Source organism: Blautia sp. BIOML-A1 (assembly GCF_009883055.1).
Taxonomy (GTDB): Bacteria; Bacillota; Clostridia; order Lachnospirales; family Lachnospiraceae; genus Blautia_A.
Window position 1 is genome coordinate 6,054 of the sequence record NZ_WWVR01000011.1, and the last position, 25,848, is coordinate 31,901.

A 25,848-nucleotide genomic window follows, 5' to 3' on the forward strand; every position below is an offset into this window, starting at 1 on the left:
GCACCGAACCCGAGTGAGGCACCAAACCCAAGTGAAGCACCGAACCCGAGTGAGGCACCAAACCCAAGTGAAGCACCGAACCCGAGTGAAGCACCAAACCCAAGTGAGGCACCAAACCCGAGTGAAGCACCAAACCCAAGTGAGGCACCAAACCCGAGTGAAGCACCGGTAAATCCAGATACAACAGTAACACCGGATCCGTCAGTAGATCCTGATGCTACAGAAACACCAGATCCGACAGAAAATCCAGATGCAACAGCAACACCAACACCGGCAGCTACAGTTACAACAACACCTGGAAGCAATGGTGGAAGTGGAACATCTTCAAATGGAACATCTTCCAACGGAACTACAACTTCTGATTCTCAGAAATCAAATCAGGTAAAAACAGCAGATAACACAAAAGTTGCAGGATCAGCTTTCATGTTCGCATTTGCATTGCTTGACGTAGTTCTTGCATTCTTTGCACTTCATCTGAAACACCGCAGAGATAAATAAGTAATTAATTAATCAATATGTGCCTGTGCATTCCCTGCCGCATTGCTGGAGACAGTTGTGCGGCAGGATTTTTTTGTCTTCTTCTTTAAAATAAGCAAAAACTAATGTACGGAAACTTTACAGGAAAAATACCTTATGCTAAAATAACATTACTTTTAACAAAGCTTAGCAAGAATTCTCCCTCATCTATAGGTGGTGAGATGAATTGCAAAAAAGAAAATGAACGGCAGTGGTGGGCGGAGAGAAATCGGTATCCCCCACTGACATGAGGCAAATCACAGTCAGCATGTTGCTGACATGTCAGACTCTGTGAAATTACCGACTGTGAGTTGAAACAATTTCTTAAACTGGTTGTATAAGAATATAGAATGATGTATAGTATTTGCGAGAGGCACCTTCTTTCGTAAATGTTGCAATGTTTGTTTCGTCACTTTCATTATACAACACGAACGATTTAAGGTGTCTTTCTTTTTATGCAAAATCACGAACTTGCTCATTTATAGCATAAAAATTAAATAAGATATTGTATTTTGAAGAGAATTCTATTATTATGTTTATGTGAATTTAAAATGTGAATAAAATAATGCCTCAGATGTATTTGTATAGACACGAAAAGAGATATTTTTCGGTCTTTATAAGTGTAGCTGAGGCATTTTCTTTTATAAAACTAGGGGGAAACAATCAAATGAAGAAAAAATATCATGAAATATCACTTGCAAAAAAATTCTCTTTTACAAGTATAATTATTATATTTTTTACAATTTTATCATTAACGATTTTGATTCGCGTAATATATGAAAAATCGGTTTTGAATATTACAAGCGAAAGTTATAAAGAAAAATTTCAAATCATATCGGATAATAGCCAAAATGTTTTGGAAAATGCAGAGAAAATAGCGAAAGCTTTATTAACAGATGATGCGATTCAGAATTGGTTTTTGCTGGATTCAGAAGAGAATGCAGATCAGATAAAATACAAAATGCAAGTAGAAAGACGGTTGGACTATCTGGATGCTTTGTATTCAGATAAAGAATATAGCAGTATTTCGCTGTTTGATTCATATGGACATATTGTGAATTCTAACAGTATTCGTTCAGAGTCGCAAAAATATGAAAAATTTTTCTCTTTGGTTAAAGAGAATTATAATGTTAAATGGATTGATTTGTATAACCAGTGTATTGAAGGATATGAAAAAAAAGGGATTGGATACATAAGATATTACAGGGACTACGATACAGGTATTATAAAAGGGTATTTGATGATAGAATATCAGTCTCCGTTACTGATAAACAATTTTACCCATATTAAAAACGGAGAGCAAGGTAAATATATAATTGCGGATTTGGAAGGAAATACAAAGATTGAAAATGATAAAGATATATTTGAAAATATCGGTGATAAAGATTATTTTAAATGGGCAATTACAAATCAAAAAGGTGGAAAAGTATTTAATATAGATGAGGAGCGGTATCTTGTTACGACTTCAGAGATCCCTACCCTAAATTGGATAATGCTTGGCTTGACACCGGTCAGAGAATTAACCCGTGCAGGTAGAAATATTATACAAATCATATATATGGTCGGAATTATCGCAGTGTTGTTAAACATCATTTTTAGTCTGAGAGTTGCTTACAGTGTAACAAAACCATTAACAGAGCTGACTCGCACTATGTCGAGCTTTGGAAAAGGAAATCTGTCTGTAAAAGTACCAGTTTTGTATATGGATGAGATTGGTACTTTATCAGAGGCATTTAATAAAATGGCAGAAAAAATCCGACAATTGATAGAGCAGGTTTATCAGGAACAAAAGGCCAAAAGAAAACTTGAGTTGGCTGCATTACAGGCACAGATTAATCCACACTTTCTTTATAATACATTAAATAGTGTAAGCTCACTAATTCAAATGGAATGTCTGGATGATGCATTTGTAATGATACAGTCTATTGGCACTTTTTATAGAACGTCATTAAGCGATGGCAAAACCTTGATATCCATACAACAGGAAATGATTAATATTGAAAATTATATAAAAATACAAGAGTTCCGCTATGGTAATAAAATTATTTATAAAACTGATATAGAAGAAGAAATTCTGAAAGAATGGATTGTAAAATTAACATTGCAGCCATTAGTGGAAAATGCAATTTATCATGGCGTAAAAGAAAAACGTGGACAGGGTATCATTGAAATAAAAGGGTGGAAAGAAAATAATAAAGTATATATCACAGTATCAGATAATGGAACAGGTATTCCCAAAGAAAAACTAATAGATCTGTTTAGTATGGATACAAGAGAAAAAGAATCAGCATTTGGACTGTTTAATATTCAGCAAAGACTGCAGATTTATTTTGGAAAAGAATATGGACTTCATTTAGAAAGTAAGGAAGGACAGGGTACGATAGCAACAGTATGTTTGCCTGTAGGATTTAAGAAGGAGATTGAAAAAAATGAAAGCATTTCTGGTTGATGATGAGTTTCTCCAAAGAAAACTAGTTAAAAAATCTGTTGATTGGCAGAGTATCGGTATAGAACTCTGTGGAGAAGCAGAGGATGGAGAAGAAGCACTGGAAAAGATATTTATGCTGAAACCGGATATATTGATTATGGATATCAATATTCCTTATGTGAATGGTATTGAAGTGTCAAAAAAGGTAAAGAAAGTATTTCCGGAAACACAAGTGATTATTCTGAGTGCATATGGAGAATTTGAATATGCAAAAGAAGCGTTATCCTTTGGAGCATTAAGTTTCGTTCTGAAACCACTTAATCCGAAAGAACTGACCAGTGAGTTAATGAAATGTAAAGAAAAGATTCAAAAAATTCAACAACAGAAGCTCTCAGTAAAAAAAATGCAGGAAGCGATTACCCAGAATCAGAAAGAAAAAATCTTATTGGAACAGATTTCGGGAATAAATATATATGAAGACTCAAATGAAATATGGAATCAGTTGGGCATCTCTACAAAAAAACAAATTGTGGTACTCATTGCCAGATTTCAAGGGGGAAATAATGATAAAAGAGTCTTTGAAATAGAAGAAATGATACAGGATTATTATCCGGAATATGAAATGATAATAATAAATCAAAGGTATACGTTTGTTTTGTTTGGAGAAGCAGATATGGCTTATAAAACTCAAATGCTCTGCACTTACTTACAAGAGGTGATGAACAAAAACAGAACGTGGAATGGTGGTATCAGCAGAGTTCATGATAACATTAGAGACCTGAAAAGTGCATATCGTGAGGCATACTCAGCAGCGCAGAAGGGAAAGAAAGATAATCGTCTGTTAATATATGAGCCCGTAGATATTGTGGAGATGCTGCAAACATTAGATTATGATCCATCTGTGTTTCTGTACTATCTCAGAAAAAATGAACATGAAATGTTATATAAAGAAATAGAAATAATGTTTGATCAAATGGAAGAAAAGAACAGTAGTCTTTATGTAGTACATTATGTGGTAATGGATCTTTTTATACATATTTCTTTTTTTATGTCGGAGGCAGGAGTTGATTTCTCATGTGTAATAAAAAAGGAACAGCAGGAATTGACAAGTTTGCAGAATAATGGAAGTATCAAAGAAATTAAAAAGACATTGTTGGACATTCTTGAAAAATGTTTTGGATGTATGAAAACCAGAAAGATTCCGGTGACACAAAGAAAAGTTCAAGATGCAATAGATTTTATAGATGACAATTTTTATAAGAAAGATATGAGTTTGAATATGGTAGCTGGTGAAATCGGAGCAAATGCCAGTTATCTGAGTAGTATTTTTAAGAAAGAAAAAGGCTGTTCTTTAAGTAGATACCTTACTCAGGTACGCTTGGAACAGGCAAAGAAATATTTGATCGAATATCCAGATAAGACACTTATAGATATTTCTGAGTCGGTAGGATATAGTGATGTATATTATTTTAGTAAAAACTTTAAAAAGTACTATGGGATTTCTCCTTCAACAAGATATAACAAGGATTCTCCCACCTCTATAGGTGGTGAGATGAATTGTAAACAAGAAAATGAACGGCAGTGGTGGGCGGAGAGAAATCGGTATCCCCCACTGACATGAGGCAAATCACAGTCAGCATGTTGCTGACATGTCAGACTCTGTGAAATTACCGACTGTGAGTTGAAACAAAATATATGGAAGAAAGAAAAAACTAAATATCTAAAATTTTTCCCACGCATCTAAAAATAGTACATTCACGAATTGCCATAAAAATGATAATCTTACCTCATCAAAAAACAGGAGGGGAAAGGAAATGGCAGAAAAAGAAATTCCATTTAGACAGATCCATCTGGATTTCCATACCAGCGAGGCTATTCAGGGAGTGTGTTCTGAATTTGATGCAGAAGAATTTGCACAGACGCTGGAAGATGCACATGTCAATTCCATTACATTGTTTTCCTGCGGACATCATGGGAATTTGTATTATGATTCAAAAATATTTCCGGAAATGGTACATCCGGGATTGGCACACAGAGATCTCTTACGAGAACAGTCAGAAGCATGCAGAAGACACGGGATTCAGGTAAATCTGTATACAACCATACGTTGGAATAAGCGTATTGCAGATATGCATCCAGAGTGGATTTGCATCGATGAAAATGGTGCATTGCAGGATTACAAAGGAAAAGGATATTTTGAGGCGGGATTTTATAAAAATCTTTGTGTGAATACTCCGTACAGAGATTTTCTGAAAAAACAGTTCGGTGAAGTACTTGAAACGATTCCGGGAGACGGAGTCTGGTATGATGCCGCATTTATGAATGAGTGCTGCTGTCCATCTTGTCAGAAGCTTATGAGAGAGCAGGGATTAAACCCGGCAAAAAAAGAGGACAGGCAGGAATTTGCAAGATGGACTTATTATGACATGGTGAGAGACCTTACTGCATTTGCTAAAAAGTATAATCCGGATTTTCATGTATGTTATAATAAAGGACATTTGGGATATCTGGATAAACCAGTTAAAGAAGACTATTCTTATTTCTCTTTTGAATCACTTCCAGGTGTAGAGTGGGGATATCTTGATTTTCCGGTTTCTGCAAAATACATGAGAAATTTTGGAAAAGAATGTCTGGGACTTACAAGTCGATTCCATACCGAATGGGGAGATTTTCATGCTTTTCGTAATGAGGCGGCGATGGAGTATGAAGTGTTCTCTATGTTGGCACATGGATGCAAGTGCACAATTGGAGACCAGATGGACTACTGGGGAAAATTAAATACAGATATGTATAAGCAAATCGGAAGAGTATACAAATCTGTAGAAGAAAAAGAACCCTGGTGTGAAAATGCAAAACCGATTTCAGAAATTGGTGTATTTACTGCTGAAGAGTTTTATGCAACAGGTGTTGCAGGTCACATTCCAGGAGCGTCAGAAGGTGTAGCCAGATTGTTAATGGAATTAGGATATCAGTTTGATTTCATTGACAGTACGCTTGATTTTGACAAATACAGACTCTTAATACTTCCGGATGTAATCCCAGTAGATGAAGAATTAAGAGATAAATTAAGTACTTATCTGAAAAAAGGCGGCAAGCTTTTAGTGAGTTATCAGTCTGGCCTTGACAGAGCGCATCAGAAGTTTATGATTCCGGAACTTGCTGTTGTTTATAAGGGAGAGGCACCTTATAGTCCGGACTTCATCTGGCCAAAAGAACATTTATCTAAAGATTTAGCAGATGCTGAGCATGTTATGTATGATAAAGGTACTCTAGTAGAAGCCACAGATGAAGCAGTATTTGTACAGAAGGTAATTCCTCCGGTTTTCAATCGTACATATGAGCATTTTTGTTCTCATTTACACTCACCGTCAGGAAGAAAAGAAGCTTATCCGGGAATTGTTGAAACAGAAAATACAGCTTATTTTATTCATCCTATTTTTACGACTTATCAGAACTGGGCACCGGCATGGTTTAAGAAACTGTTTCGAAATGAGTTGGAGAGACTCCTTCCAGATCCAATCATACAGCATGATGGGCCATCAACTACGCAGGTCACAGTGCTTGAACAGAATCAGGAGAACAGAAAAATTGTTCATGTATTACATTATGTGCCAGTGAAAAAATGTAAGAACCTGGAGATCGTAGAAGATGTAATTCCATTGTACAATCTTAAAATTACGATGAATGAGGAACGTAAGGTCAGAGACATATATACAGTACCTGACAGACAGAAGATTGTCTATGAACAAAATGGAAGCGAACTTGACTTTACTGTAAAAGAAGTCAATGGACATCAAATGATTGCAATCTGTTATGAAAACTAAATTATAATGATTATCGGGAGGTATTTTATGAAAGGAAGAAAAGTTTTAGGAATCGTTTTAGCAGCAACGATGGCATTAACATCTGTTTCACCTGTACTTGCAGCAGATAAAGTAAAGATCAGTTTTATGAGCCGTGATAGTGGAGATACTCCAATGGCAAAAGTCTATGAGGATCAGATTGCAGCTTTTATGGAGGAAAATCCAGATATTGAGGTACAGAATGACTCAATTTATGAAGAATCTGCTTATAATAACAAGCTAAAAGTTGCTCTGTCTACAGGTGAAACTCCAAATATCTTCTATTATCCGGCTATTGCAGGATTAAAAGAATGGGCTCAGAATGGAGTACTTCTTGATCTTACAGAATCTCTTAATGCGGATGAAGACTGGAAGAACACTTTCCTGGATGGAGCATTGGATACATATGATCTGAGTGCATATGGAGCTGATGGAATTTATGCACTTCCAAATGAACTCAATGTAGATGCAATCTTTTATAATAAAGCTCTGTTTGAAAAAGCCGGAATTGAAAAAGTGCCAGAAACCATGGACGAGTTATATGATGCAATTGATAAACTGAATGCAGCAGGAATCACTCCATTTGGTGTGGGTGGTAAAAACACATGGGTAATGGGTCATATTTTTAACAACATTCTTGCAAAAAGAATTGGCCATGACGGAATTGTAAAACTCGGCATCGGCGAAAAGAAATGGACAGATGATGATGTGGTAGAATGCCTGCAGATTACAAAAGACCTGAAAGAAAAGGGTGCTTTTGCCGAGGGCTTTGAAGGAATGGACTATAATACACAGATGAATCAGTTCCTGACAGGAGAAGTAGCTATGATTTCTCACAGCAGTCCTATCATACCAGAAATGTTTAATTCTGAGTCGGAGATCCTGGATGATATTTCATTCTTTGCATTCCCATATTTTGAAGACAAACCAGAATTTAAAGATACACATGTTGTATATACTTCTGGATGGATGCTTTCCGGAACTATGTCTGATGAAGAAAAAGAAGCTACTTTAAAACTGATTAAGTATATGACATCAAAAGATTCTATTCAGGAACGAATGGATGCAGCAATGCGAGTAGCTCCTTATAAAGATATTACAGCACCGGACAGTGCTCCGCAGATCTTTAAAGATATGGTTGAATATACCGGAACGATAAGCGATTCAGTTGGAGAGTATTTTGATTATGACACATGCTCTACGCTGGTAGATACTTCACGAAACGGAATTTTGAACATGATGTTGTCTGATTCAGCTGAAGATACAGCACAGACTATTCAGGCAGATATTGATGCAAACCGTCCAGAAAGCTAAACTATGAAGCAAAAGGAAGGGACATAACGCACCCTTCCTTTTGTTTACTCAAAACAGGAATGAGGAGGGTGTTTATGGAGAAAATCAGAAGAAATAAAAAAGTGATCGCGGCATTTTTAATACCGGCGATTCTGATATATCTTTGTTTTGAATTGATTCCAGTAATTATGTCAATTTATTTTTCTTTTAATGATTGGCCTGGGATTCAGGCTGTAGCACTTAAATTTGTAGGTTTGAAAAATTACAGGAATATTTTTCATAATGCAGTTTTTCTTAAATCATTACAAAATGTTCTGATATACGTAGTAATCAGTGTGATTCTTCAGGTGCCGTTAGGATTTGGGCTGGGTCTTTTGATCCATCATTTTAAGAGAGGACAGAGATTTTTTAAAGCAGCCTTTTTCATACCTATGATCTTATCAGTAACAGCAGTTGCATTATTATGGAATTTTATTTATTTTCCAACTGAAAAGGGAATCCTTAATAGTTTGCTTATTAAAATTGGTCTTGCAAATTGTATGCAGCAATGGCTTGTAAATCCAAAAACATCACTGATGTGCTTGATTATAGTAAGTACATGGACAAGTGTTGGTTATTATATGATCATCTGTCTGGCGGGACTTACCTCGATTCCAAACTCAGTTTTGGAAGCTGGTGAGCTCGACGGTGCCACAGGATGGAAAAAAATCTGGAATATTTATATACCAATGTTATGGGAACCATTAAAAATGTCTACCATTATGGTAATAACAGGTGTACTTAAAATCTTTGATACTGTATATATTCTTACACCAACAGGTGGAACAAATAACTGTACGATTGTTCCTGCACTTCTGATGTACAACGAAGCATATCGATATGGACACTATGGAACCGGAAGTGCTATTGCAACTGTGATTTTTGTACTGAGTGCTGCAGTTTCTATTCTTAGTCTGACACTAATGAATAAAAAAGAATCTATAGAATATTAAGGGGGGAAAGAAATGAAATCAAAAAAACGTTCCGCAAGACAGTATATATGTTTTGTAATTTTCGTGATTGTGGCATTGATTAATATATATCCGCTGGTATTCTCAATTTTTTGTTCATTTAAAGGTAATCTGGAAATTTTTTCATCATTTACTTCACTGCCGAAAAGATTGAGATTTGAGAATTATATAACAGCATGGAAGGTTGGAAACATTGGCAGATATTTTCTTAACACAATTATTCTTTCAGTAGGAACTCTGGTAATTGCCGGACTTTTTGGTGCAATGGCATCATATGTTCTAGCAAAATTCAGATTTCGTGGAAAGTCAAAAATATATCTGTTATTTATATCGGGAATGATGATTCCTATTCAGGCAGTATTGATTCCATTGTCATACATATTTGGAAAATTAGGGATAATGAATAATTATCCAGTGTTGATACTGTTATATTCGGCTTTTTGTTTTCCAATGACGGTTCTGGTTTTGACTGGATTTATGAATGGAATTCCTACAGAACTGGAAGAAGCAATGGTTATAGATGGGGCAAGTATTTTTCAAGTATTTTTTAAGATGATATTGCCGTTATCCGTACCTGGAATTGTAAGCGTTTCAATTTTTAACTTTATTCAGGTCTGGAATAATCTTCTGTTTCCGCTTATTTTTATATCAGATAAAAATAAAGGAACAATTTCGATGGGATTACTTGCATTCTTTGGAGAATATAGCACCGATTACAGCTCTAGCATGGCAGGAATATGCCTTACTACAATACCAGTGATTATTGCATATGTATTTTTCCAGGAAAAAATAGAAAATGGTTTGATGAGTGGAGCTATAAAGGGCTGATATTTTTCGGGGTCTCAGATATAAAGAGATATAAGGAAAGGCTGATGCATAAGTGGTAATAGAAATCACCACTGCATCAGCTTTTTGAGTGTTCAGTTTTTTCAGAAAATAGATAAAAAAAATAATTCTAAAAGATATGTATTTATAATGCAATAATATGATACAATTGGTAAAGAATATTAAGAACTAAGGAAAAACCATGTATGCTAAATAAAAAAGATTTTCTAAAATATGCATCAAAACTAGCCTTTCCGATCATGCTCCAAAACCTGATCGGAACACTGGTAAACATTGCCGATACGGTTATGCTTGGATACGTAAGCCAGACTGCCATGTCGGCTTCATCTCTTGCGAATCAGTATACTTTTATTCTTTTCTGTTTATATTATGGTATGGCCGCGGGTACATCGGTCTTATGTTCCCAGTACTGGGGAAAAGGTGATAAAAAGACAGTAGAAAGGATTCTCGGCCTGGCGGAACGAATCTCGCTGATCATTTCTCTTGTATTTTTCGTGATTTCTTTCACAATGCCAACTACGATCATGAAGGTCTTTACAAACAGTCCTGATACGATTGCTGCCGGCAGTGAATATCTGAAAGTGATCTCATTTTCATTTATGTTTATGGGATTCTCTCAGATTTTTATGAGTGCTCTTCGAAGCATCGGAAAAATAATGCTGCCTTCGATCACGTACATTGTTTCGCTTGGCGTCAATGTACTTTGTAATGCCACCTTTATCTTTGGGCTGTTTGGACTTCCAAAGCTTGGCGTCACCGGTGTTGCACTTGGTACTGTTATTGCCAGAATCACAGAAGTACTGATCTGCCTCATCTACTCATTAAGAAGTTCTGATGTCAGATTCCGGATCAAATACTTCTTTGCAAAAGCAGGTATTCTGTTCCAGGATTTTATGAAAATTGCCACTCCGGCTATCGTGAATGATGTTGTCTGGAGTTTTGCTACATCAGCATTCGCAGCAATCCTCGGTCATATTGGTGATGATATGGTTGCTGCAAATGCGGTTGCTGTCATGGTGGTAAATATTGGTGCAATCGCCTGTCGTGGTTTTGCCAATGCTACTACCATCATTGTCAGCCAGGAACTGGGTAAAGATAACATTGATGCAGCCAGAGAATATGGCAAACGCATGCTCAGAATAACAATGATTGTAAGTCTGATCGGATGTGTCATCATTCTGGCACTGCGCCCTTTGATACTGGATTTCTATCGGGATAAATTGACGGAGACTGCCATTTATTATCTTGGTATTTTTATATTTATGACAACCTGGCGTCTTGTGGGAGAAGGTATTAACACCTGTCTTATATGCGGCTGCTTCAGAGGTGGTGGTGATTCCAGGTTTGGAATGATCATAGACTCTATATTTATGTGGCTTGTTGCAGTTCCTCTCACCTTCCTTGCAGCATATGTTTTAAAACTGCCGCCTGTCTGGGTATATTTTGTAATGACTCTGGATGAGTTCGAAAAAATGCCTGTGGTATTCATTCACTATTTCAGAGGTAAATGGCTTACAAATATTACCAGAGATTTTGACTGATCATGGGGCTGTCTGGAATCTTCAGAATTTGCTTATGAAGAACGACTTGAAGGCACCGAGGGTATGTGTAATCAGAGGAGAATTATAAAATGATGAATTGTATTATAGTTGGACTGGGAGGATTTCTTGGAGCTGTAGCTCGTTATCTGATAGGATTGATTCCGATAAACCCACAAAATGGCTTTCCGGTAAAGACATTATTAATTAATATTGCCGGAGCATTTGTGATAGGACTTGTTGTAGCGTTTGGTGCGAAGAAAGACTGGAATCCGCAATTGATTTTATTTTTGAAGGTTGGTATTTGCGGAGGATTTACGACATTTTCTTCTTTTGCCCTGGAAACGAATCAGCTAATGGAACGAGGCGCAGGCTGGTGGGCAATGTTCTATGTTGCATTGAGTGTAATAGGAGCATTGGCGGCAGTATATGCAGCACAGTATGCAGTCGTAAGATAAGATTCAGAGGGAATTCCGATACATCTCCTGGAAAAAGAAAAATCCGAAAAAACAGAGTCATTTCTGTCTTTTCGGATTTTTTGTCGTTTTTTATGCCATAATTATTATGCTCGTTCTGCTGCTTTTTTTGTCTCTGGTTTTTCCAGAAGTTTTTTAATACCCTGGATTGCTACCAGTACACCTAGTATTAACAGAAGTATTGCAAATATCAGCTGTAAAGAATTTCCAAGATCCAGACCGGTTGTTACAAATGCTTTGGAAAGTTTCACAATTGTCATGCCAAGTGCTGTGAAGGTAACTGCCATCATGAATACCATTGGAATCCAGAGCATACAGCCCTGACGTTTTGTCTTCTTTAAAAATACTGCACAGGCTACAAGGGCAAGTACTGATAACAGCTGGTTTGCAGAACCAAACAATGGCCATATTTCCGCGTAGCCCACTCTTGTAAGCAGATAGGCCAGTACAAGTGTAATGATTGTTGCAAAATATTTATTAGTCATTACCTTTAAAAATGGGTTCATGTTTTCCTCATCCGTATCAGAATCAAGGAAAAATTCCTGGAATGAAAGTCGTCCGACTCTGGCTACAGAGTCAAGAGATGTCAGTGCAAATGCAGATACAGCAAGGTTGATCAATGTAAATACCAGTGAATGGGGCAAACCGATCACAGAAAGGAAATTTGCAATCGCACCTGCAAAAATCTGAGGCTGGGTTGTCAGCCCCTGGGCTGCTGCCTCGCCATCTGCAAAAGATGCTACGGCAATCAATGCGATAATGGCAAGCATACTCTCCATCAGCATTGCACCAAATGAAACAGGGAGCATATTTTTTTCATTTTTAATCTGTTTGGATGCGGTACCTGAGGATACCAGGGAATGGAAGCCTGAAACCGCACCACAGGCGATGGTTACGAATAAGATCGGAAACATATATTGTCCGTCAACATTAAAGCTTGTAAAAGCTTTAAGATTACAGGAAGGGTTAGCTGCAAATACACCAATTACCGCACCAACGATCATAAAAATAAGCAGATAACTGTTCAGATAATCACGCGGCTGAAGTAATGCCCATACAGGTGTAACACTGGCTATCAGAATGTATGCAAATATAATAAGGTGCCAGGTTTCAAGACTTATGTATATCGGGAATTTAAGTCCCAGTGCAATTGCTGCTACAAGTAATACAATTGCAAAAATCGTATTGACCCATTTATTGAATTTTGTGTATTTCAGGAAAAATCCAAGTCCAACAGCTTCCACTATGAATAACATGGAAGTAGTTGCGACAGCTCCGTTTGCTACTACCTTTGTAACCTCTCCTGTGGTACCTGTGGCAAAACCATTAAAGGTCCCTGCTACTACATCTGCAAATGCTGCAACAACCAGAATACAGAATAACCAGCAGAATAAAAGGAATAATTTTTTTCCTAGTTTTCCGATATATGCTTCGATGATATATCCGATTGTACGTCCTTTATTCTTTACAGATGCATACATGGAAGCAAAATCCTGAACAGCACCAAAGAATACACCGCCGATCAGAATCCACAGCATAACCGGAAGCCAGCCAAAAATTGCAGCCTGGATAGGTCCGTTGATCGGGCCTGCGCCTGCGATGGATGCAAACTGATGTCCAAATACTACATTGGTATCTGCCGGTACATAATCAACTCCGTCTTCCATCTCATATGCCGGAGTTTTTGCTTTTGGATCAATTCCCCATTTGTTCTGCAGGTAGCGGCCGTACAGAAGATATGCACCGCCCAGAACTACAATGGCGATCACCATCATCATAATTCCACTCATAATCTTTCTCCTCGTCTTTCTTTGATATAAATATATATTAAAAACGCCCCTGTTATCCAATGGATAACAAAGGCGGAATTTCCGTGGTACTCAGGTTATCTTTTATGGTTTGACCTGTTCAATGCATTTATCTTTATTGATTATCTAATGTTTTACTACTTTTTCTATAAAATTTCAAGAAGTATTTTGTATGTGTGTTATATTTTTTTATTTTTCCGGACAGGTTGGTGTGGTATTATTATTCTTGAAGTATAAATCGATTCTTGACGGATTCATTATATAAAGGAGCAAAAAATGACTATCAGAAAAGCAGAAGAAAAAGATATTCCGAGAATTACAGAACTGTTAGAACAGGTGCTGCAGATCCATGCAGACATAAGACCTGACATTTTTATTCCCGGCACGACAAAATATACGGTAGACGAGTTGACAGAGCTTTTGAAAAATGAAGAAAAACCGATATATGTTGCAGTGAACGAAGCGGATATCTGTGTAGGATATGCCTTCTGTCAACTGCAGGAACAGCCTTTTTCCAACAATATGGTGCCGTTTAAATCCCTTTTTATAGATGATCTGTGTGTTGATCAGCAGGTACGAGGACAGCATATAGGAGAAAGTCTGTTTGAATATGTAAAAAGTGAAGCAAAGTTCATGGGCTGCTATGAGGTGACGTTGAACGTATGGACAGGAAATACTTCGGCAGAAAGATTCTATGAAAAAATGGGAATGAAGACAAAAGAAAGACAGATGGAATATATCTTATGATACTGACACATTTCTTTTTGTTAAACGCCTGCGAAGGAGAAAAGAATCTTGACAAAAAAATGAGTAGAAGTATATAATATAAACAGATTATACATTTACGCGAAGGAGCAATGTTGCTATAACATTGCTCCTTTTTGTTTTGAGGAGGGATAATATGGAACAGCTAAATGAAATTGTTACCAAAATCGACAATTTTGTATGGGGACCAGTGATGCTGATTCTTCTGGTTGGAACAGGTGTGTTTCTTACCGTTCGTACAAGATTTCTGACATGGAAGAATCTGGGATATGCGCTTAAGAGTACGCTTAGTAAAGAAGCTCGTACTAAAAGTCGTGGTGAAGGAGATGTTTCCCCTTTTTCTGCACTTACTACAGCGTTGGCTGCAACAATCGGAACAGGAAATATCGTTGGTGTTGCGACCGCAATGGTATCTGGTGGACCAGGAGCACTGGTATGGATGTGGATCTCAGCAGCATTTGGACTTACTTCAAAATTCAGCGAGTGTATGCTTGCAATCAAATATCGTGAGGTAAATGCCAAAGGCGAGATGAGTGGTGGACCGATGTACACCATGAAAAAAGGTCTGAAAAATAAGACTTTTGGCTCTGTTCTGGCATGGCTTTTTGCACTGTTTGCAGTGATTGCATCCTTTGGTATAGGTAACATGACACAGGGAAATTCAATTGCAGGTGCGCTTCATACTACTTTTGGCGTGCCAACAGGGATTACGGGCATTGTGATTACAGTGGTTTCTCTGCTGATCATTGTTGGAGGAATCAAATCTATTTCAAAAGTGTCTTCCGTAGTCGTTCCGGCAATGGCAATCTTTTATGTAATCTGTGGTATTATTGTTATTATTGGAAATATCTCAAATCTGCCGGCGGGTATTGCTATGATCTTTAAGATGGCATTTTCTGTAAAAGCGGTTGGCGGTGGACTTTGTGGATCAATTGTAGCCTCTATGATGAGTGCGATGCGATTTGGAGTTGCACGAGGTGTTTTTTCTAATGAAGCAGGTATGGGTTCGGCTGCAATCACTGCGGCAGCAGCTACTACAGATAATCCGGTTCGTCAGGGTTATATAAATATGACAGGTACTTTCTGGGATACCATTGTTGTCTGTACGATCACAGGACTTGCGATAGCATCATCCGGAGTACTTGGAATGACAAATGCGGCAGGAGAGATGCTGACGGGCTCAGATATCACGATTGCAGCATTTGAAACAATCCTCGGATCCGCAGGTGGATGGCTGGTAACAATCGGCATTACTTTATTTGCGTTTTCCACGATTCTTGGATGGGAGTATCATGGAGAGAAAGCATTTGAGTATCTTCTTGGAACACACAAATACAACATGATCTATCGAGTAGTATTTTCGCTTGTGGTATACTTTGGATGTACACAGACCCTGAGTCTGGTATGGAATTTCTCAGATATTGCAAATGCACTTATGGCGATTCCGAACCTTATCTGTATGTTGCTCCTGAGTGGTGAGATTGCAAAGGATATCAAGGAATTTCAGTCTGAGATCAAAAAATAGATGCATGCATATATGATTTTAATATTCTTTTTTGTTGACGATTATATGTATCAGATAGTATAATATCTACGCTGTAGAAACAGCCGACAGTTCATTTGTACCTTCCTGTCGCAAAACAAAACCAGGGCTGACCAAGAAGATTTCAGGCTCTGCGTGCAAAAGTACGCGGAGCCTTTTTTAATGGATTTTATTATGTTTTTCAGTTGGCACTTGGCTAAAAGGTACATCCATTTCACTTACAGGAGAATTGAAACATGTATTATTTAAAGACAGAAGCCAGTTTTGATGCAGCACATTTTCTCTGGAAATACGAGGGAAAGTGCAGAAATATCCATGGACATCGTTGGAATGTTGCTGTGGAGATCAAAAGCCAGGTGTTAAAGCAAGAAGGACAGACACGGGGAATGATAGTGGATTTTGGTGATCTGAAAAAAGATCTGAAAGAGCTTTGTGATTTTTTTGATCACAGTCTGATCTATGAGAAGGGGTCTTTGAGAACAGAAACAGTTACTGCACTTTTGAATGAGAGTTTTCATCTGGAAGAAGTTTTATTTCTCCCCACTGCGGAAAATTTTGCTTATTATTTTTATAAAAAATTAATAGATCTGGGATACGGGGTTCACCGTGTCACAGTATACGAAACACCGAATAATTGTGCAGTTTATGAGGAAGAATAGATGAAGGTTGTAGAAAAATTTACCAGTATTAACGGGGAAGGAACACGTGCGGGAGAACTGGCCGTTTTTGTTCGCTTTAAAGGATGTAATCTTCGATGCAGTTATTGTGATACCATGTGGGCCAATGAAGCCGATTGTTCTTATGAAGAGGAAACGCCGGAAGAGATTACAAATTATGTTCTTGCAGCAGGAATCCGAAATGTGACACTTACAGGTGGAGAACCGTTGCTTCAAAAAGATATCAGGGAGTTAATACATCTTCTCCTACAAGCCGGACTGAGAGTTGAAATTGAGACAAATGGTGCAGTAAGGCTGTCTGAGTTTTGTGAGGAACGTCCGATATTTACGATGGATTACAAACTGCCTTCAAGTGGCTGTGAGGAACATATGATAGCAGAAAATATGGAATTGCTTGAAATAAATGATACTGTAAAATTTGTGTGTGGCAGCCAGGAGGATCTGGTGAAAGCACTGGAGGTGATTCAGACATATGATCTGACAAGTCGGTGTCATGTTTATTTCAGTCCTGTTTTTGGCTCTATAGAACCGGTACAGATGGTGGAATTTATGCTGGAACATCAGTTGAATGATGTGCGGCTGCAGATACAGATGCATAAAGTGATCTGGGACCCCAACGAGCGGGGAGTATAAATAATTGGTGAGGTGATCAAGATGAAAGCATTAGTTCTTTTTAGTGGAGGAATTGATTCAACAACAGCGTTAGGACTGGCAATTAAAAAGTATGGGAAAGATCAGGTAACGGCTCTTTCTGTCTCTTATGGACAGAAACATGATAAGGAAATTAAGGCAGCAACAGCGGTCGCGGAATATTATGGTGTAGAGCATTTGTTCCTGGATTTGAGTAAGATATTTCAATATAGCAATTGTTCTCTGCTTCAGCAGTCTACGGAAGAAATTCCCGAGGAGAGTTATGCGGAGCAGATTTCAAAAACAAATGGCGATAAGCCGGTAAGCACTTATGTTCCGTTCAGAAATGGGTTATTTCTTTCTTCTGCAGCCAGCATTGCACTGAGCAAGGAATGTGAAGTGATTTATTATGGAGCACACGCAGATGATTCTGCCGGGTTTGCCTATCCGGACTGCTCACCGGTATTTAACAATGCTATGAATGAGGCAATCTGGGAAGGTTCCGGACATCAGCTTAAGATAGAAGCACCGTTTGTCAATATGTCAAAGGCTGAAGTGGTACGGATTGGATTAGAACTGAAAGTTCCTTATGAATTGACCTGGTCCTGTTATGAAGGTGGAGAGAAACCGTGTGGAAAATGTGGAACATGTATTGACCGTGCGGCTGCCTTTCAGGCGAACAATGTGGAAGATCCAGCATTAAGATAGAAAGGAAAAAGAGTGATGAGAGAGAAAGAAAACTTAACATTATTAGGAAACCAGCATACGGAATATTGTATGGATTATGATCCGTCTGTATTAGAGGCATTTCAGAATAAACATCCGGGAAATGATTATTTTGTCAAATTCAACTGTCCGGAATTTACAAGTCTGTGTCCGATTACAGGGCAGCCGGATTTTGCAACAATCATAATTTCTTATGTTCCGGATGAACGTCTTGTGGAGAGTAAATCCCTGAAATTGTATCTGTTCTCATTTCGGAACCATGGAGATTTTCATGAAGATGTGATCAATATAATCATGAAAGATCTGATCCAGCTTCTTGAGCCTAAATATATTGAAGTCTGGGGAAAATTCCTTCCGCGTGGAGGGTTGTCTATCGATCCATACTGCAATTATGGAAAGCCTGGCACCAAGTGGGAACAGGTTGCATGGAATCGTATGAGTAATCATGATATGTTTCCGGAGAAGGTTGACAATCGGTAATATATTCATAAATAAGAATGATAATAATTCTAAAAATAATCACCTTCAGGATATAATAAAACAAATTATAGCCTGAAGGTGATTTTTATGGCAAAATACAAAAAGAAACCGGAGAATTAAAAATATGGATTTTCTGTAAAAATTGAGGAAATTTTTACATAGGACAAGACAAAATGAAAGCGAGAAATATGATGAAAAAGCAAGCGTATTACCATCTGCCGGGATTATTTGAGTTTTATGAATTATATCGAATCTTTCTGCCTTTGTTTCGGGAGCACAGAGAGTATTTTTATGACTGGTGCGAAATTGGTTCAATATACGGAGCTCCATCAGACTGTATATGGGGTGGCGGTCGAACTTCCTTAGGAGAGGCGGATCCACAGAAAGTACTGGCACTGATGCAGGAATATAAGATATCAGCCCGGCTGACATTCAGTAATTCACTTCTTCGAGAAGAACACTTACAGGATCAAAAATGTAATGCACTTTGTGCATTATTCGAAGAAAATAAGGGAGTGCAAAATGGAGTGATCATTCATTCAGATCTACTGCTGGATTATCTGCAAAAAAAGTATCCGGGACTCTATCTGGTTTCTTCGACCACAAAGGTGCTGACGAATTTCAGAGAATTTCTGGAGGAAACAGACAGAGAAGAATTCTGTTATGTAGTGCCGGATTTTCGTCTCAACAAAAGATTTGAACAATTAAATCAGATGAATGCACAGCAAAAAGCAAAGGTGGAATTCTTGTGTAACGAATGCTGCTGGTTTGGCTGTAAAGACAGAAAAGTCTGTTATGAAACAGTCAGCCGAAAAAATCTGGGAGAAGATTGCAAGGAGCATATCTGTACTGCACCTGGGGCGGAGGATGGATATCTTTTTTCAAAGGCAATGACAAATCCGGGATTTATCAGTGTGAAAGATATTAAAGATGTTTATCTGCCGATGGGATTTTCTAATTTCAAGATTGAAGGACGGGGGTTGGGAAGTGCGCTGATCCTGGAATTTCTGTTGTATTATATGACTCGGCCGGAGTATCAGATCAATGTCAGGGAAAAGATATATCTGGACAATATGCTGGATCTTTTATAATATATTTATAACTATTCGGTACCTTCACAGTGATTACTGAATAGTTACACATATTCATTGCATTAACAAAGGAGAGACCGATATGAAGATTGTATTTCTGGATGCAAAAACAATTGGAGAGGATATTGATTTATCTGCATATGATGCTCTCGGAGAAGTAGTAAAATATGGATTTTCTACTCCGGAAGAGGTTTTAGAGCGAGTAAAAGATGCAGATGTCCTGGTTATCAATAAAATCGAAATTAATGAAAGAACGATTGGAACCGCTCAAAATTTAAAACTGGTATGCGTGACAGCTACAGGAACAAATAATCTGGATAAAGAATATCTGGAGAAACGTGGAATCGCATGGAGAAATGTAGCAGGATATTCAACAGAGTCAGTCGCACAGCATACATTTGCGTTACTATTTTATCTGTTAGAGAAAATGCGTTATTATGATGAATATGTAAAAGACGAAAAATATGTAAATGATACGGTATTTACTCATTTTGCAGAGCACTTTAATGAGATTAGCGGAAAGACGTGGGGAATTATCGGACTTGGAACTATAGGAAGACGAGTTGCTGATATTGCGAAAGCGTTTGGTGCACGTGTGATTTATTACTCTGCTTCGGGAAGAGCAGCGCAGGAAGGATATGAGCAGGTCGATTTTGAGACGTTACTTTCCACATCGGATATTGTATCTGTGCATGCTCCATTAAATGAATATACAAAAAACTTAATGAATCAGGAAGCATTTGCAAAAATGAAAAAGACAGCAATTTTCCTGAATCTTGGACGTGGACCGATTGTAGTAGAACAGGATTTATATGAAGCATTAAAAACAGGAGAGATTGCGGCAGCCGGTCTTGATGTGTTATGTGAGGAACCGATGAGTGAAACCAATCCTCTTGTAAAAATAAAAGACAGCAAAAAGCTTATCATTACCCCACATATTGCATGGGCAAGTGTGGAAGCAAGAAACCGACTGATGCAGATTATCGTAGGACAGATCAGAGAATTTTTTGGTATGTAAGATGAGATACTTTTGCCAGATCAGCAAAAAATTAAGTTCCATTATATTATTTCTCAAAATCAGAGGATTGGATGTTCATAATTCCCTATATAAGACGTTTATTTTGAATGATAATTCATCTATACTGGCACTATCAAGAAGATAGACGAGGTAATTAGATAAATGCAACACAGAGAATGTTATGCAGCTAAAAGGCAGAAGGAGTAGACGATGTTATCATTATTATTTGCATTTTGTATGATTTGGTTTATTGGGAAATTTCTTATATTTGGCGTGAAGGCATCCTGGGGAATTATGAAATTGCTTTGTACAGTAGTATTCTTTCCGGTGATTCTTATAGGACTGGTTGTTGGAGGACTGCTGTATATTGCTTTTCCATTGTTGATCGTAGTAGGAATCATAGCACTGGTAGCATCACGTTCATAGTATTCAGTAACTATTCAGAAGGGAGTATTCCGCGAGGCATTCTAACTCGTAACTGTGAGGGTACTGAACAGTTACAGTATTCTAAAAATCAGACATAATGAATTGCGCATAGATAAATGAAAGGCAGTGAACCAAGAATCGGTTCACTGTCTTTCATTTTATGTAGATTATCTTAATTTGTCTTTTTCTCTGTGCAGAAGTTCGAGGTTCAGTTTCTGCTCGCTGGCAGTCTTATCGACCCAGAGATTCAGGGAATCTATTGCCAGTGAGATTTCATTCAGTTTTTTACTGATATATGCAAAATCTTTCATCTCATCATCACTGATCTTACCATCACGGGCAATCTGAATCAAGCGTCCTGTCAGAGGATTAATCTCGTTCAGACTGGCAATTGTTTCCAGAATAATATTTGACAGATCAGTTACTTTCACTTCCGGAACATAACGATGACCGATTTCACATTTGTGAGAACAATAATAATTGCAGAGATCTGGTCTTTTGTAGGCATCGGCCATCTGGATGATATCATAAGGGGTAGGATCCTGCAGTTCATATTCGAATTTCTCGAGTCTGGAATCGGAAACGGCTTCCATCTTATCACATGCTTCTGATCTGGTGAGACCTGCTTCTTCGCGGCAAATCTGATAAATTGTTTTGTTTTTTCGGGTCGATTGTTTCCCCATGAGAGAATAACCTCCTGCATAGTAAAAAATATGAGAATTATCTGGCTTTACCAAGTATAATCTATTATACTGGAAACATCAGAAAACAACAAGAGTCTGACAGAGATGTCTATAGAATTGTTTCACGTGAAACATATCTGACAAAACAAACTTCTTAAAGAGTCAGGAAGACAGAAGTGATTCTGAGAAGAATATCTGTTACCTGTGAACAGTTACGAATATATCAGCTTACGCTGACCAGTATCCCGCACCAAGTCTCATATGTGTTCAACTTGAATCTGGATTCAGCAGAAAAGGATAGAGGTTATAAAATGACATTTGATTTTGATAAAGAATTTCAGAATATGATGCAGAAGCACAGTTTAAACACAGTGATCCTTCTGGGTCATCTGAATCCTGACGGTGATGCGGCCGGCTCAGTGATGGGCCTGGCACATTATATAAAAGTAAATTATCCGCAATACAGAGTAATTCCGTATCTGGCGGATACTCTGGACAAAGGTCCGAAGAAACAAGTGAAGGCAGACAGAGTATTTGATCCTTTGACAAAGCCGGATATCACAGATGAGAGATACGCAGTTATCGTATGTGATACCGCAGTTTTATCTCGGCTGATTGGAAAAGAATACTATGAATGCGCAGAGACTTCTATGGTGATTGATCATCATGCTTCTAATGAAGGATATGGAGATATAAATTATACAAAGATATCGGAGGCCTGTGCAGAGAATGTGTATTATATTCTTGACCAGGCGAAGCTTAAGAAAACGATGATTTCAGAGATGAAACCAACAGCAGCTGATTATATTTACATGGGCATTCTTCATGATACGGGATGTCTTTCCAGAGCAAAGATGAGTACGATGCAGGCAGTGACCGGATTATTGAAACTGGGAGTAGAGCATAGTTATGTGATGCAGACGATGCACAATGACACTCTGGAAAGCTTGCGGACAAGAGCTGGATTGCTTGAGCGGGCGGAACGTCTGCTAGATGGAAAGATAGCCTGTGTATGTGTCAGTCGTGCAGAGAGTGAAGCAGAAGGAATCGGCTACGAGGATATTCATCCAATCAGTGGAATTCTCAGAGACTGCGAAGACATAGAACTTGGATTTACAATGTATGAGGAAGAGGAGAACCGTTGGCGTTGCTCATTCAGATCTGACGGAAAGTGGATTAATGTTAATGAACTTCTGAAGAAATTCGGTGGTGGTGGACATGCCGCGGCGGCTGGAGTTCGCAAGCGGACAAATAACATGGAAAAATTCAGACAGGATATATTGGAAGAGATCATCGTGATGCGAAAAAGTATAGAGAAAGAACGGACATAAACACAGGAGTTACCTGTTATCAGAAATCAGAGGAAGAATAAAACAAATGAATCAGAATGAGACACAATGGGATAAACTACTGAAAATAAAGACAAGCGGCCGGGATGATTCACACTCAGATCAATATCGGTATCCGTATGAACCAACATCTTACATGGTATTGGAACGACTGGCAAATAGTGGACTGATCAGGAAAAATAATACCCTGTTGGATTATGGAACTGGAAAAGGGAGGGTGTGTTTCTATCTTTCTTATCAGACCAGATGCAGAGCAATTGGTATAGAGTATGATGAGGCTATCTATCAGAAAGCAATAGCAAATAAGGAAACAGCAGTAGCTGGGAATCGGTCTTCATTTATTTTATGTGGAGCAGAAAACTATGAAGTTCCTGTGGATGTGGATCGGTGTTATTTCTTCAATCCGTTTTCTGTGGAGATTTTTCACACAGTCCTTGCGAAATTGTATGAATCATATTATGAAAAACCAAGAGAACTACTGCTGTTTTTTTACTATCCTTCAGAAGATTATATAAGCAGTCTGATGACGCAGGAGCAATTGATGTTTTATGATGAGATAGATACATCAGATTTGTTCTCGGGTGATGATAACAGAGAGCGAATTATGATTTTTAAAGTAATCTGAAAGTAACTGTTCACAGGTAATATTCTGTGAGGTGTTTTGCCGTGAATATGGCAAAATCCCTGGTTGTATTTATTTTCGAAAAACAAAGGTGTGTATGTTATACTGAATGTATATTTACCATGATTTGAAATGCATTTTGGCTCATAACTGTAAGGGTACTGAACAGTTATGAGTGAGTAAAGATGAACAGGAGGCGTTCCATGAGTAAAAAAATCGAAAAAATGAGATGGGCGGCAGAGGACAAAATTTATCGCAGAGATGAATGGATCAGACAGGACAATGAAGAACTTCTTATGTTGGAGAAAAAACTGAATGATCTGGACTTGTCCGAAAGGGATCGGAAGGTTGTGGATGATTATGCAGCATGCATGGAATCTAAACAGGATCGAATGGGATATCTTTTATATGAGGCAGGAATGAAGGATGCAAAGAGAAGAATACGAATTCGCAAAATGATCGGTAGGCTCTCAATTGCGGCTGTAGCGGCCACAATTCTGGTGTTCTGGCATGAGAAAATCTTAAACCAAGTCAGGCACAGGTAAGAATCAGTATATGATTCGAAACTGCATAAGCGAATATATAGGTCTGATAAAAAAAGCGGAATCACTTTAGTCAACGTCACTAAAGTGATTCCACTTTTTTGATTAAAATCATGCTCAGAAAAATCAGATTGCGTCCAGTGCCTGTGCAATGTCGGCAATTAAATCGTTTTTGTCTTCGAGTCCGCAGGAAATGCGAATCAGTCCGGCAGGAACTCCGGCAGCAGCGAGCTGCTCATCATTCATCTGTCTGTGTGTGGAAGTAGCCGGATTCAGACAACATGTTTTTGCATCGGCAACGTGGGTTTCGATTGCAGCAAGCTTAAGGTTCTTCATAAATTTCTCCGCAGCAGCACGTCCGCCCTTTAATTCGAAGGATACAACACCGCATCCACCGGAAGGGAGGTATTTCTTCGCGGTTTCATAGTATTTGTTGGAAGGAAGTGTAGGATAATTTACGAATTCTACTTTATCATGCTGTTCCAGAAATTCAGCAACAGCCTGTCCGTTTTCTACGTGTCTTGGCATACGTACGTGAAGAGATTCCAGACCAAGATTCAGGATAAATGCACTCTGTGGTGACTGTGCACAGCCGAGATCTCTCATCAGCTGGGAAGTACATTTGGTGATAAAAGCACCTTCTTTGCCAAATTTCTCGGCATATGTAACCCCATGATAAGAATCATCCGGAGTGCAGAGTCCTGGGAATTTTTCAGCATGTGCCATCCAGTCGAATTTACCTCCGTCAATGATCGCACCGCCAAGAGCAGCACCATGTCCATCCATATATTTTGTGGTTGAATGTGTGACAATATCAGCACCCCATTCAATTGGACGTAAATTGATCGGGGTTGGGAATGTGTTGTCTACAATAAGAGGTACTCCGTGAGCATGAGCAGCTTTTGCAAATTTTTCTATATCTAAGACAGTAAGAGCCGGGTTCGCGATAGATTCACCAAATACGGCTTTTGTATTATCCTTGAATGCAGCATTTAATTCTTCGTCCGTACAGTCTGGATTAACAAAAGTTACATCCACACCCATTTTTTTCATGGTAACAGCAATTAAATTATAGGTTCCGCCATAGATGGAGGAAGAGGAAACAATGTGGCTTCCTGCCTCGCAGATATTGAACAGAGCAAAGAAGTTTGCTGCCTGTCCGGAAGATGTCAGCATTCCAGAGGCTCCACCTTCCAGAGCTGTGATTTTGGCTGCAACATAATCATTGGTCGGGTTCTGAAGTCTTGAATAGAAATAACCGCTTGCCTCCAGATCAAAGAGTTTGCCCATATCTTCACTGGTATCATATTTATAGGTGGTTGACTGATAAATAGGAATCTGTCTCGGTTCTCCGTTTCCTGGTGTGTAGCCTGCCTGTACACATTTCGTGTTAATAGAATAGTCCATAATTTGTGTTCCTGCCTTTACGTTTATAGTATCTTTGGTTGCTGTGAATTGAGTGAACAGTAACTATCTTTTATGTTATACTCTTTTTGAGAGTATGTAAAGAGCAAATACATACTTAGCAGGTATGAGAAC

Annotated in this window: 23 protein-coding genes and 1 pseudogene; 21 read left to right on the forward strand and 3 right to left on the reverse strand. The window is 38.2% G+C overall.

Features of this window, described 5'->3' with window-relative positions; all coding sequences use genetic code 11:
* From GT674_RS06680 to crcB, 9 genes and pseudogenes are all read left to right on the forward strand, one after another.
* Positions 1 to 498: pseudogene (locus tag GT674_RS06680) on the forward strand (hypothetical protein); the annotation flags it as partial.
* A 685-nt stretch (positions 499 to 1,183) separates the two neighbouring features.
* Positions 1,184 to 2,965, forward strand: a complete 1,782-nt coding sequence (locus tag GT674_RS06685; protein WP_161284990.1) for a cache domain-containing sensor histidine kinase — start codon at positions 1,184 to 1,186, stop codon at positions 2,963 to 2,965.
* Positions 2,946 to 4,565: a response regulator gene (locus GT674_RS06690; protein WP_161284991.1), complete on the forward strand. Its 1,620-nt coding sequence runs from the start codon at positions 2,946 to 2,948 to the stop codon at positions 4,563 to 4,565. Before GT674_RS06685 ends, GT674_RS06690 begins: the two co-directional genes overlap by 20 nt.
* 193 nt (positions 4,566 to 4,758) lie before the next feature.
* A complete protein-coding gene (locus GT674_RS06695) occupies positions 4,759 to 6,768 on the forward strand; it encodes an alpha-amylase family protein (protein WP_161284992.1) in 2,010 nt (669 codons plus the stop codon).
* Positions 6,769 to 6,795: 27 nt separating this feature from the next.
* Complete coding sequence (locus GT674_RS06700; RefSeq protein ID WP_161284993.1) at positions 6,796 to 8,100, forward strand: extracellular solute-binding protein; 1,305 nt, start codon at positions 6,796 to 6,798, stop codon at positions 8,098 to 8,100.
* A gap of 74 nt (positions 8,101 to 8,174) precedes the next feature.
* Positions 8,175 to 9,071: a carbohydrate ABC transporter permease gene (locus GT674_RS06705; RefSeq protein ID WP_161284994.1), complete on the forward strand. Its 897-nt coding sequence runs from the start codon at positions 8,175 to 8,177 to the stop codon at positions 9,069 to 9,071.
* A gap of 12 nt (positions 9,072 to 9,083) precedes the next feature.
* On the forward strand, positions 9,084 to 9,917 hold the full coding sequence (locus GT674_RS06710; protein WP_161284995.1) for a carbohydrate ABC transporter permease: 834 nt from the start codon (positions 9,084 to 9,086) through the stop codon (positions 9,915 to 9,917).
* A 203-nt stretch (positions 9,918 to 10,120) separates the two neighbouring features.
* On the forward strand, positions 10,121 to 11,476 hold the full coding sequence (locus tag GT674_RS06715) for an MATE family efflux transporter (RefSeq protein WP_161284996.1): 1,356 nt from the start codon (positions 10,121 to 10,123) through the stop codon (positions 11,474 to 11,476).
* Between the two features lie 89 nt (positions 11,477 to 11,565).
* Entirely contained in the window at positions 11,566 to 11,931 is a 366-nt protein-coding gene (crcB, locus tag GT674_RS06720) for a fluoride efflux transporter CrcB (protein WP_161284997.1), read from the forward strand.
* Positions 11,932 to 12,035: 104 nt separating this feature from the next.
* On the opposite strand, the gene GT674_RS06725 is transcribed toward crcB, so the two are convergent.
* Positions 12,036 to 13,739, reverse strand: a complete 1,704-nt coding sequence (locus GT674_RS06725; protein WP_161284998.1) for a carbon starvation CstA family protein — start codon at positions 13,737 to 13,739, stop codon at positions 12,036 to 12,038.
* A 294-nt stretch (positions 13,740 to 14,033) separates the two neighbouring features.
* Here GT674_RS06725 and GT674_RS06730 point away from each other — a divergent pair, with 294 nt between their 5' ends.
* The 9 genes from GT674_RS06730 to GT674_RS06770 all read left to right on the forward strand — a co-directional run bounded on the left by GT674_RS06730 (position 14,034) and on the right by GT674_RS06770 (position 21,113).
* Positions 14,034 to 14,504 carry a GNAT family N-acetyltransferase gene (locus GT674_RS06730; protein ID WP_161284999.1) on the forward strand — a complete coding sequence of 157 codons (471 nt, stop codon included), beginning with the start codon at positions 14,034 to 14,036 and terminating at the stop codon, positions 14,502 to 14,504.
* 154 nt (positions 14,505 to 14,658) lie between these two features.
* Complete coding sequence (locus tag GT674_RS06735; protein WP_161285000.1) at positions 14,659 to 16,047, forward strand: alanine/glycine:cation symporter family protein; 1,389 nt, start codon at positions 14,659 to 14,661, stop codon at positions 16,045 to 16,047.
* 254 nt (positions 16,048 to 16,301) lie between these two features.
* Positions 16,302 to 16,724: a 6-carboxytetrahydropterin synthase QueD gene (gene queD / locus GT674_RS06740; protein WP_161285001.1), complete on the forward strand. Its 423-nt coding sequence runs from the start codon at positions 16,302 to 16,304 to the stop codon at positions 16,722 to 16,724.
* Entirely contained in the window at positions 16,725 to 17,375 is a 651-nt protein-coding gene (gene queE / locus GT674_RS06745) for a putative 7-carboxy-7-deazaguanine synthase QueE (RefSeq protein WP_161285002.1), read from the forward strand.
* Positions 17,376 to 17,396: 21 nt separating this feature from the next.
* The gene (gene queC / locus GT674_RS06750; protein WP_161285003.1) at positions 17,397 to 18,080 is read left to right on the forward strand and encodes a 7-cyano-7-deazaguanine synthase QueC; all 684 of its coding nucleotides are present in this window, start codon (positions 17,397 to 17,399) and stop codon (positions 18,078 to 18,080) included.
* Positions 18,081 to 18,095: 15 nt separating this feature from the next.
* Positions 18,096 to 18,578: a preQ(1) synthase gene (gene queF, locus GT674_RS06755; protein ID WP_161285004.1), complete on the forward strand. Its 483-nt coding sequence runs from the start codon at positions 18,096 to 18,098 to the stop codon at positions 18,576 to 18,578.
* Positions 18,579 to 18,769: 191 nt separating this feature from the next.
* On the forward strand, positions 18,770 to 19,669 hold the full coding sequence (locus tag GT674_RS06760) for a hypothetical protein (RefSeq protein WP_161285130.1): 900 nt from the start codon (positions 18,770 to 18,772) through the stop codon (positions 19,667 to 19,669).
* Positions 19,670 to 19,751: 82 nt separating this feature from the next.
* Complete coding sequence (locus GT674_RS06765) at positions 19,752 to 20,687, forward strand: D-2-hydroxyacid dehydrogenase (protein ID WP_161285005.1); 936 nt, start codon at positions 19,752 to 19,754, stop codon at positions 20,685 to 20,687.
* A 210-nt stretch (positions 20,688 to 20,897) separates the two neighbouring features.
* Positions 20,898 to 21,113, forward strand: coding sequence for a hypothetical protein (locus GT674_RS06770; RefSeq protein ID WP_161285006.1), 216 nt, complete (start codon positions 20,898 to 20,900; stop codon positions 21,111 to 21,113).
* A gap of 167 nt (positions 21,114 to 21,280) precedes the next feature.
* On the opposite strand, the gene GT674_RS06775 is transcribed toward GT674_RS06770, so the two are convergent.
* Positions 21,281 to 21,796 carry a helix-turn-helix domain-containing protein gene (locus GT674_RS06775; RefSeq protein ID WP_161285007.1) on the reverse strand — a complete coding sequence of 172 codons (516 nt, stop codon included), beginning with the start codon at positions 21,794 to 21,796 and terminating at the stop codon, positions 21,281 to 21,283.
* A 311-nt stretch (positions 21,797 to 22,107) separates the two neighbouring features.
* On the opposite strand from GT674_RS06775, the gene GT674_RS06780 reads away from it, so the two are divergent.
* From GT674_RS06780 to GT674_RS06790, 3 genes are all read left to right on the forward strand, one after another.
* Positions 22,108 to 23,127 carry a DHH family phosphoesterase gene (locus GT674_RS06780; protein ID WP_161285008.1) on the forward strand — a complete coding sequence of 340 codons (1,020 nt, stop codon included), beginning with the start codon at positions 22,108 to 22,110 and terminating at the stop codon, positions 23,125 to 23,127.
* A gap of 46 nt (positions 23,128 to 23,173) precedes the next feature.
* On the forward strand, positions 23,174 to 23,770 hold the full coding sequence (locus tag GT674_RS06785) for an SAM-dependent methyltransferase (protein ID WP_161285009.1): 597 nt from the start codon (positions 23,174 to 23,176) through the stop codon (positions 23,768 to 23,770).
* A 200-nt stretch (positions 23,771 to 23,970) separates the two neighbouring features.
* Positions 23,971 to 24,312 carry a hypothetical protein gene (locus tag GT674_RS06790; protein WP_161285010.1) on the forward strand — a complete coding sequence of 114 codons (342 nt, stop codon included), beginning with the start codon at positions 23,971 to 23,973 and terminating at the stop codon, positions 24,310 to 24,312.
* A 123-nt stretch (positions 24,313 to 24,435) separates the two neighbouring features.
* Here GT674_RS06790 and GT674_RS06795 read toward each other — a convergent pair whose 3' ends face one another.
* A complete protein-coding gene (locus tag GT674_RS06795; protein ID WP_161285011.1) occupies positions 24,436 to 25,716 on the reverse strand; it encodes an O-acetylhomoserine aminocarboxypropyltransferase/cysteine synthase family protein in 1,281 nt (426 codons plus the stop codon).
* Positions 25,717 to 25,848 lie beyond the last annotated feature (132 nt).